The following is an 8,816-nucleotide window of genomic DNA, read 5'->3' on the forward strand; positions in this document are numbered from 1 at the left end:
GAGTGGGAATCTATCTCGAGCAGTGGATCCCCGCCTTCGCGGGGATGACGGTTGGGTGTTAAAACGCCTGGTTTCCACCACCTTCTCGAATACTCTGTTTGACTATTTCCAACCTCGATGAAAAGATCACAACCGTGATTGATCTGATGATGGAGCGCGCTGCCGGCGCTGATGTATGACAAAAATAAATGTTTCTGCCCAAAGCGCTTCCGAGAGCCACTACGATGTTCTCATTGTTGGTGGTGGCATGGTGGGCGCCGCTATCGCCTGTGGACTGGGTAACCAGGGAATAAAGGTTGCGGTATTCGATCACACCGAGCCGGAACCATTGCCCGAAAACGCGCTTCCCGAACTGAGAGTTTCTGCACTCAGTTCGGCTTCAGAAGAAATTCTCCGCCAGCTTGGCGCCTGGCCCCACATGACAGAAATGCGCATGACCCCCTATCGTCGTATGGCCGTATGGGAAAAACTGCATACGCCCTGGGGAAAGGAGCTGTCCTCAAGAAGCAACCGCGTGATGTTCGATGCCCGGCAGATCAATCAACCACAGCTGGGCTTTATCGTAGAAAACAGGGTTACCCAACTGGGTCTGCTGGAAGCGATCAGATCCTGTCCATCAATCACGTTTATCAGTCCGGTCAGTATCGAAAGGATCGACACCTCAGCAAACAGGCCTCTGGTTGAATTATCTGATGGTCGTCGTTTTTACGGTGATCTTCTGGTGGGTGCTGATGGCGCGAACTCTCGTGTTCGTCAGGCGGCTGGACTGGCTATGGAGCAGAGGGACTATGAACAGCAATGCCTGGTGGCAACCGTAGAGATTGAAGGAGGTGCTCAGGATATTACCTGGCAGGCATTTACGCCCACTGGCCCCGAAGCATTTCTGCCACTACCGGATATTGATGGAAGAAGTTACGGCTCTATTGTCTGGTACCACCAACCGGAAAAAGTCCGACAGCTTTTGGCCCTTTCCAATGACGCTTTAATAAAAGAACTGGTTAAAACATTCCCTGCCGAGCTTCCGAAAATTGTTCAACTCCATGAACGAGGGGCCTTTCCCATCGCCCGGCGTCATGTCAGCCAATATTACCGTCCCGGTGTCGTTCTGGCTGGTGATGCTGCTCACACCATCAACCCTTTGGCAGGACAGGGTGTTAACCTTGGCTTTCAGGATGCCGCCTGGCTGATCGAAATACTGGTTGATGCCTGCCGGCAGAATGAAAATCTGGGAAGCCCTCAAGTTCTAAAGCGATATGAAAAAGCAAGACAGGCTGATAATGCATTGATGATGAATGTTATGGATGGCTTTTATCACACCTTCAGCAATCAAAGTGGTCCTCTGAAGCTCTTCCGAAATGCCGGGCTTGCTCTCGCCGGAAAGATGTCACCCGTCGTTAATCAGGTCATGAAATATGCCATGGGACTTGCTGGAAAACAGCCAAAGCTGGCCACCGGCGAGAAGCTCTGACGGCAGCCATCAAATCCTGCTCATCGTTTTCCCATCACAAATGTCCATGACGATGGTTCGTCACCTCCGGTCATGAAAGATTTCACCAAGAGGCGCAGAGTAAAAGCTTTTGCTTTTCTCCGTGCCTTTGTAACTCCATGGCAACTTTCTTTCACGTCAAAAGACAGATACGAATTTTGCGTAAAACCCTGATCCCCCTACGTGCAATTGAGGCATAAGATGGTCTCGTACAAAGCCGCTTGGGGAAGCAGACTATGAGAACGAAAATATCAACAGGTTTCCGGCTCACAGCCATAGCCTCTCTGGGATTCTGGTGGTTATGGCTTATGACGGGTGTCGCCTGGTATTACACCATAGAACAGACTTCTCTCTGGGCGTCCTTTACTTCCGGCGCAGGTCTTAGCCTTGTTATTTTGGTCGGCGGTGTTTTCAGTTTACTGATCTCTGATCTCTTCAAATCAACCAGTGCAGATAAGCTTTAAAGACGTGCCGGTATTTCAGGCACAGGATGGTAGTGATAAATCTGCTACGGATGTCTGCGCCTGCTTTGCAGGTTGGGTCGAACAGAGTGAGCCCAACAATTTCTCCGATGATTGCAGATAGTTTGTTGGGGCTCGCATTCGCTCGACCCAACCTTGTCATCTGTCAATTTCAATGAAACCATGTATTAGGATATAATCGTCGTATAAGTAGATCACTTTCCAGCATTTCGATAGTGACCTTGACTCCTTTCTTCTAAAATTTATCTCGCCAAAAACCATGTTTCTTATGCCTACCCGCGCCTGGATAGCAGGCTTGACTGTCTTTTTCTTTTCTTCTGTCCTTTATGGCAGCCCACCCACCAGTTTTTACAGTGCTAAACGAGAGGCTGCAAAAATATACGACAAAAACCTTGTTAGTTTTTATTGCGGCTGCCCCATCAAAAAGGTAGGCAAAAAGCTGGTTCCGGATCTGGAAGCCTGTGGCTATACCATCAGAAAACAGAAAACCCGGGCCAGCCGTATTGAATGGGAGCATGTGATGCCAGCCTGGGCATTTGGCCATCAACTACAGTGCTGGCAACAGGGAGGGAGAAAAAACTGCACTCGAAATAACCCTGAATTTCGTGCGATGGAAGCGGACCTGCACAACCTGGTTCCGGCCGTGGGTGAAGTGAATGGTGACCGCTCCAATTATCGCTTTGGCTATTTGCAAAATGCACCGAAATATTATGGCCAGTGTGACTTTCGGGTTGATTTCAAAGCCAGAGTAGCCCAGCCACCTGAGACTCAGCGGGGTAGTATTGCCCGAATATATCTGTATATGTCGGATCAATACGCTCTGAAGCTCAGTAATAAGGAAAGGAAACTGTTTGAAGCATGGAATAAGATGTATCCAGTCACCTCCTGGGAGTCAGATCGTAACCGGAAAATCAGTGCTATTCAGGGCTGGGGAAACCCGTATATTGAACGTGTCAACGAAGGATAGACACCTTCGTTTTTCTGAAAATTTTTATGCACTCCGTGCTCGTCTTCATGATAAAGAGGCAGGAAGACGAGCAGAGCTTTTTATCCATTAGCCACTTCATCCATTTCTTATAACCGTTTTCCATAATTTTATATCACACCGCTTTTTGTTCTCGATACTACCGTTGTTATATCCAATAAACTTCGATGTTCCTCATGAGGACTATGCTCTGTGCAGCGAGTAGTTCTTAACGCTATATCCTTACGTATTCCCTCAGAGCAGGCATTATAAAGCTTCACACATTCACTGGATTTATCCGATAACGCTTGATTGGAAAATTGTGATTTTTCTATTTCATGTATATTTTCAAATAAATTTGTTCCCAGCCTTTCAAGGTTATTAACCTGATATGAATTATAGAGTATCAACTCATCAAGATTCGAGCTTTCCACACAAGATTTATTATATATTTTAAGAGCAAAGGCAGTCGCAGAAAATACCCTGATCAATAATTTATCCATTCTGGAACACTGCTCTTCTGAGAAAAAGCCATTCATATCCATTTTGTTAAATTGTTCAATGCAAAGCTTTAAAAGCTTGTGATAACACACACAATTAGATAGGGAATGACGAGATCGACGGACAAAAACAGTATGATCAACTAAATTCAATACATATGAGCAATAGAGCGAAGTATAAAATTGATCGGCCCAATAACTGGACTTACAATCAGAACACAAACGTTTCAATCCTTCCAGATCCTTCAATATCTGACTATATTCAATGATCACACTTCTACTACGAGGCTTGCGATACAAGCTAACAGAGTCAGTTATTTTTTCGCTGATTTTTTTCATTTCAGGCGAATCTGCTATCCGCTTAATCTCTTCACCCTTGGAATCCAGCCTTGTTTTCTGTTTTTCAGATGATACAACGTCATTGTTTGCTCTAGAAGTATATGAGCGCAAACAAGTGATCAAGTGCCCACGAAATACTTTAAAGCATAACGTCTCATCAATATCTGAAGGCAAATTCTCATGGCCACTATTTTCATTTTTACTTAGAGCAGGGCCTGATAACCTATCATCAAACTTAGTTGCGAACTCCAGTATATCAGTAACATTATGGGCATCATCTGTAGACAGATTTTGTTGAAATAACCGTTGAAGTGTCAGTGCCTGAAGTAAATCAAGAGTCTGATCTATTTGATTCAGATAATCAGAGTTATCAAGCATCCTTCTTGCATAATCTTTATTTATAACATCAAGAAACAAACCTGCTCTAACTGTTCGACAGATTTCCTGAAGATCAGGAGATTTTTCAGAGTACAGCTTATTCAACCTGTCAATCACAAAGGATCGACAACGGCATTCTATTTCCTGAATGTCTTTAACAATAGATTCAAAGCCCTGCTTATCTTCTTCAGAAACAAGCATGCCCTTACCAAGGAGGTAACTGTGAACATTCCTGATAGGATCAAGGTCGAGGAAAACATCTTCTTTATGCTCAGGATGCCCCCCTGAGTCAAAAGAAACAATTCTATCAGTTGCTTTTTCCACATATAAAAAAATTAATTTATAAACAAGGTTTACAATGCTACTTTTTTTATCAATGGGTTTATCTTTCAGAAGCTCAGTAACCAACTGTGGTAAGAAAATAACAGCCTTGTCAAAAGTCTCTTTGTATCTGTTCTGGAAACTTTTGTAAACAGCGTCACAATAAGATCCATTCCGAATAACATTAAGAGCTGACGGGCTGCGTATTGAGCTACCCTCAACGGATTTCAAATATTTTTTAACAGGATCTGTTTTCTTTTTAAGCCGATATTTTCCCTGATTATCCGGAGATGTATTCTCTCGTTTAATAGCTGACCCCATCAATTCATCTGTAGCCTCTATATCCTGATCCAAAAGGTCCTTCTTCAGACAGTCAGGTTGAACGGATAATCTTTTATTTTGGTCAACGGTATGATTTTGATTTTCTAAAGCAATAGTTACTGGCAATACCATAGGCTTATCCGGGATTGCATGATGTATGACTTTTTCCTGAGCCTCTGTCAGGGGCTCTATTTTCAAGTTACAGATACCATGATTAGCGTCGTATTTAACACCCTCTTTATTTTTCTCTGGTATTACTGGTAGTTTGACCATTTGAGACCAGTTTTTTGGGCCAGGAGAATTTTCTGACATAACAGGTACTGACAATGCCATAGGTTTACCCCGGATTGCATGATGTATGACTCTTTCCTGGGCCTCTGTCAGGGGTTCTATTTTCAGGTTATGGATAACATGATCAGCGTCGTATTTGACATCTACTTTATTTTTCTTTGGTATTACTGGAGGCTTGACCATTTGAGCCCAGGTTTTTATGTCCGGAAGAATAGTCGATACCTCTTCTGACTTGCTGGCCGGCTCATTACCGGAGTGATGTTTACCCGGTGCCGTTGTACAAGAACGCTCATTTTCACTGATCCACTCTTTATCTGATTTATCTTTACCATTGCCATCATCCAATAAGACCACTGCCAATGATTGGCGCTCTTCACCTGCACTCTGCCCCCCCATATGAATTGCTTTCGAAGCCATATCTCCAAGCAATGTGTTTATCCCATTTATCAGATAATCATAAGTCTTGTTTTGTTCAAAACCTGACTTAGCGATGTACATTAAGTCACGAAGAGTGGCTTTTATTAGAGCAGCATTGTTCGATAAAAAATCATGATATTTCTTCTTTGAGGAGTCTGCGCGAATTAAATCATAAGCTTCATCTAATAAGCGACGAGTACAATGTACAAATATCGACTCACACTTTTTCCGACCAACTAACCCCCCAAGATTACCTATCAGATTATCTGATAATAGTATATGCAACCACTCACGAGCTAGCTGTTGCTGATCATGTTTGTCTTTAGTCCTTGCTTTCGTATACCTCAGGCCAGCCAAAAGCATAAAATAAATGGTTTCATTTCCGTATAAGAGGCTCTTTACCCGATCAGCTGTTGGAACTGCATATTGTATTGCCATATTGTAACAGGCGTTGAATTCCAGTTTACCCACAATATCTTCAGGGGAGAGAGATAATATGCCAGAATTTATAACACAGCTCTCTTCAGCCTTGGTAAAGGGTTCTGATTCCAGATTGTGGATGCCATGACCAGCTTTATCAGTCTCAGCATCATATTTTACATCTGCTTTTTTCCATGGAATTACTGGAAAACCGACTATTTTAGCCCAGCTTATTTTTCCTGGAGAAATCGTCGATATCGCTTCTGGCTTGCTGACCCGCTCATTACCGGAGTGAGTTATTTTTCCGAATGCCGTTGTGCAATAAGATTCACTTTCACGGTTCATTTCTATATTTTGTTTATTTCCCACATTGCTATCACCCAACGAGACCACATTGAATGATTGATTCAGTTCATCTTCCGTATCACCCCCCATAATAATATTTTCCGAACCCGTACTTTCGATCATTTTAGATAAATCTTCTAACAGTTTAATACTAATTTTTTTTTGAAGATTTGATTTAATAATCGTTAACAACCCACACTTGGCATACTTTATCAGATCAATATTGTTCAATAAAAAATCATCACACCTTGATTGCGAAGAGTCTTTTATATCTTCTCTACGCCGATCATAATATTCATCCAGTAAGCGACGAATACAGGATACAAATATAAGCGCACACTGACGTCGACCATATACATTAGCCAGATTATCTCTCAAATTATCTGACGCTAATATTCGTAACCACTCCAGGGCCAGCTGCTGCTGGTTAAGTCTGCCTTTAGCATTTGGCTTTTTATTTTCCAGATAACTCAAGAGATTATTATAAATTTCTTGATCTCCGTATAATAGGCTTTTTAGACGCGCAGCTGTTGGAATTGCAGGTCGTATTGCTTTATTGGAAAAACTGTTAAATTCAATTTTTCCCACAATATCTTCAATATCTTCAAGAGAGACATATATTATTTCTGCTCTTATAATACTGCCATCTTCAGACTGTTCTTTTTTTATCGGAAAAACAGTTGTTTCTTTATTTGAATTAGTTGAAGAATGAGCAGCACCATCAAATGATTCTATTTGTAATTCATTCTGCCGAAAATCTGTCGGCATTTCTGTTTTTGCCTTTTCAGCAATAGAAATCGTTCCCTCAACTATCCTGGCTGGTTCTTGAGCTGCCCATTGCCTGACCCTGATTAACTGAGATTTATTTACCCAACCTTTGTTTCTGAATTTTTCACAAAGACCAGCTATATCATTTTTTTTATCTGAAGGTGTTTTTTTCAGGATTACTTTAGCAATTGCATCTTTAATCTTATTTTTACAGATTTCAAATGTTCTAGGAACTCGTTGCTGTGTAATAATATCACTGTTTTCGCAAATATATTTATCAAAACAATGAAATGCATTTTGATAAGATTGACTACTCAATTGTATATAAAAATCACGCCACATTGCGCCTATAACCATGCAGATGTTATCAGTAAGAGCCTGGATGAACTTATCTGAACCTGCTCTAAAGGCGTTTATCAGCGGAACATAGTGTCTCAATAAGAACAATGAATTATCAAAAAGCTGATAAAAATCCCTTGCATATTGATTTTTTACTATTGGCAATACATAGCTTAAAAGAATATGTTTTAAAAAATTTTCTAATTTATCCAGTTCATTAGATTTAATAATACTGGATGGAGAATATTCATATTTTTCACCTAATACTCTGTCCCTCAGCATCCACGAGTGATTATATAACAAAACCAATTTATTCCTATCCACATCGGCCACACCACTATTTATTTTTATTTCTTCAAGATACCCCTTCAAATCATACAATATTGTATTGAAGCAGATTTCATATAAGTACTCCATTTTTCTTAGAGGACTGGAATAACTTACACAAAGGCTTAATTTACCCATGTCTACCAATTTATGCCTGCGCCATATTTTTTCAATATTCTGCATTAAATCGAGCTTTCCTTTAACAATGCTCAATCTGTTATTATTTCTCCGCTCCACATCGTATACATTTATTTTACGGTATTTTTCCCAAAGTTTGCTGACACCATCTAAAGTCACTTTCTCTAAAGTTACTGTTTTTTGTTTCCGGATTTTCTGCCCACCCCCATGAATTACTCCCCTCAATACAGATGCATAGCTCAATACTGAAGATTCATCTTTTGATCTATTAACCATGGTACGATTTTCTGTATTGATATAAATATCACCCCTGCTTTCAGCTATAGGTTCTTTTATTTTTAAACCACCTGATTTTTCTTTTAATGTATTCGCATATGAAACTGTAGCCTTGAATGTTATAGCAGATACATTGGTTAACTCTTTTAATTTTCTCTCATCTTTAGATTTATCACGTTGTGATACGGTATCAGCACTGCTCGTCGAAACCAATCCCGGGGTCTTTTGATTACACACTTGATAAACACTGTACTTGTGAATATCTGACTTGCTTGTGGATTGTCCATTAGCATGTCCTGGGATTTTTTTGGAGGCCACTTCAGCCCAAGTTAGACCACTCGGACTAACAGTTACTTTCGTACCAGTAACAGCCTGACTGTAACTTTTAAAGCTTTCTGGTTTTACTTTCACTCACTAAGCCTCAACATAGGTGCCGGGATAGATGCCAATAAGAAATATAGTTAAGGTTTTACTAAATAAAAGATCGATGACTCGTTGCGCTTTTCGGGAAATTTCAAAGCATCAATAGAATAATTACACATTCGTGCCAGAGGTATTGACTACCACCTGAATCCGTAACTTCAGAAGACGTTTGCATCTTCAAAAGCCGGTCGTGCCAACGAATATAGCCTAAAATAGTACTTTGTAAATTGATCACTCAGAAGGTGCATTTTTGTGGAACTCAAATTTGAACAATCTGATAA

Annotated in this window: 4 protein-coding genes; 3 read left to right on the forward strand and 1 reads right to left on the reverse strand. The window is 40.9% G+C overall.

Going from position 1 to position 8,816, the window contains the following annotated elements; all coding sequences use genetic code 11:
• The first annotated feature begins 175 nt into the window (after positions 1-175).
• The 3 genes from RM811_RS12650 to RM811_RS12660 all read left to right on the forward strand — a co-directional run bounded on the left by RM811_RS12650 (position 176) and on the right by RM811_RS12660 (position 2,935).
• A complete protein-coding gene (locus RM811_RS12650; RefSeq protein ID WP_402524739.1) occupies positions 176-1,468 on the forward strand; it encodes a UbiH/UbiF/VisC/COQ6 family ubiquinone biosynthesis hydroxylase in 1,293 nt (430 codons plus the stop codon).
• A gap of 254 nt (positions 1,469-1,722) precedes the next feature.
• The gene (locus RM811_RS12655) at positions 1,723-1,950 is read left to right on the forward strand and encodes a hypothetical protein (protein ID WP_402524741.1); all 228 of its coding nucleotides are present in this window, start codon (positions 1,723-1,725) and stop codon (positions 1,948-1,950) included.
• A gap of 313 nt (positions 1,951-2,263) precedes the next feature.
• A complete protein-coding gene (locus RM811_RS12660; RefSeq protein WP_402524743.1) occupies positions 2,264-2,935 on the forward strand; it encodes an endonuclease in 672 nt (223 codons plus the stop codon).
• Between the two features lie 128 nt (positions 2,936-3,063).
• On the opposite strand, the gene RM811_RS12665 is transcribed toward RM811_RS12660, so the two are convergent.
• A complete protein-coding gene (locus RM811_RS12665) occupies positions 3,064-8,523 on the reverse strand; it encodes a hypothetical protein (RefSeq protein WP_402524746.1) in 5,460 nt (1,819 codons plus the stop codon).
• Between the last annotated feature and the right edge of the window lie 293 nt (positions 8,524-8,816).

Source organism: Endozoicomonas sp. (genome assembly GCF_031844845.1).
Lineage (GTDB): Bacteria > Pseudomonadota > Gammaproteobacteria > Pseudomonadales > Endozoicomonadaceae > Endozoicomonas.

Coding starts and splice junctions, on each gene's coding strand:
- RM811_RS12650 (WP_402524739.1), top strand. CDS start 176: ATGACAAAAATAAATGTTTCTGCCCAAAGCGCTTCCGAGAGCCACTAC.
- RM811_RS12655 (WP_402524741.1), top strand. CDS start 1,723: ATGAGAACGAAAATATCAACAGGTTTCCGGCTCACAGCCATAGCCTCT.